Raw genomic sequence first — 1,806 nt, forward strand, 5'->3', positions numbered from 1 at the left:
GGATTGGCTCTTTTATTTGTTGGTAATTTTGGATGATTTATTCAGAACTGAGCAAATAATTTTAAGCATCCGACTTGATGCAATTATTCTCCATGAAGTAATCTATTAGTACTTTAAATGCTAGGTATATATCACTAGCAAGAGCCTGACGCGTCATTTTAAAGGATAAAGGTTTTCGTTTTTCAGATGTTTCTGTTCTGAATCGAGTTCTTCTAAATCCTTCTTGTGACAGTCTTTGTCGTGCATAGGATGTTACATTGTAAAGAATTTTGTTCTTCGCAACTGTAGCACAGATATTGTCTTTATTGCATAACGCCTGATTATCCTGAAGGAAGAAACAATCCAAAGTATTATGATGTGTTTCAAAATACCAGCGAACACCTATGGAATGAATCAACTGTCGGAAGTTTTCATGAGTTGGCTCAAGTGATGAAATGTAATATCGTTCTGTTTTTACAGCTCTTGGCTGTTTATCAGGAGTCGTATTACGGGCACAATATTTAGATGTCTTTTTTAGAACCTTGATGATTGTAGCTGCATTACCGTAATGTTTTCTGATTTCATCTGGAACCATTTCTGCATTCAACATCATAAATGATGTTTCTTCTAGTCTTCCTGATATTTTTTCTAAAGAATCATGTGTGAACAATTCACTGTTTTCTGAATTGTCATTGAATGCTGTTTTTATTGCATCTCTTAGCCATTTATTTCCGTTATTTGATTTAACAGGAAAGAGCCAATCGATTTTTCTAGAATCTAAATATCCTATGAGAATATCTCTGAGGTTTAATGCATCTGCATAGAATATTGCATCTTCTTCAATGGTGATTTTATCAAGAATATCAATGAAGGCTTGTACTTCCTGATTTTTCTTGTGTACAGTCTTAAAACCTACAACAGTTTGATTGTCACAATCATAGATGCTAACTCCATGACCGCCTTTTTGCTTGCGACTTAAAGAGCCTTCTCTAAAGGTTGCTCTTAGCTCCTGACCATCTCCACCAAGAGTCTTTCTGTAATGCTGTGAGTCATAGTCTTTGTTCAGAATCATCTCAGCTATACATGTTTTTATCTCATTGAAGTATTTGATAAAAATCGAGTGCATAACATCTTCAGGAACAAGTTTACGAATAGTTCTCACAGTTTCATCTGAAATCATGTGTTTTGGTGAAGGCATTCCAGGAATTAAATACTGCAACTCCATGTTGTTGAAAAACCAGAATTCTGCAATTTCTGCATCATCATTACAGTTGCACATTCCTGCTAATAATACAACAAAGAGAACAACAGCAATGTTATATGTAATTAGTTCTTGATCCCTTGTATCAACATCCTTAACTTCGTTGTAAATGTTATCAAGGATGTTGTAGATAATTTGATACTTTGGATTACGTTTATAAAAGCGTTCTGCTTTTATTTTTGCAAGTTCCCATTTATCAAGCTGATCTTCAATTTCGAATTCACTTAATCCAAAAGCTCTGAATACTTCGATATATTCCTGCTCATAATCAATTTGAGGTTTAACAGGTGATGAAAAGCGATTAGAAGAGCGTGCAAGCTCCTCTAATTTTTCAGATACAATGAATTCGCTTTCCATAATTGTTTTTCCAAATCCTAAACTATCATTATTTGATCAGATTTATCCTCAAAAATCCAGAAAATTATCACACCATGATCCTTGAATCACAAAAAAATTGTACACCGTGATCCTTAGCTCAAAAGAATTCGTTTTTTAAAAAGCAGATTGTAAGTGAATTACAACCTTGGTTAAACTGTGATCAAAGTCCGTTTCATTTGGTCACCGTA

At 34.1% G+C, this 1,806-nt stretch carries 1 protein-coding gene; it reads right to left on the minus strand.

Annotated features, from left to right (window positions below):
• Positions 1-61: 61 nt before the first annotated feature.
• Positions 62-1,597, minus strand: coding sequence for an ISAs1 family transposase (locus tag J5V48_RS09640; RefSeq protein ID WP_219938417.1), 1,536 nt, complete (start codon positions 1,595-1,597; stop codon positions 62-64).
• Between the last annotated feature and the right edge of the window lie 209 nt (positions 1,598-1,806).

The organism is Succinivibrio faecicola, assembly GCF_019448115.1.
Taxonomy (GTDB): Bacteria; Pseudomonadota; Gammaproteobacteria; order Enterobacterales; family Succinivibrionaceae; genus Succinivibrio; species Succinivibrio faecicola.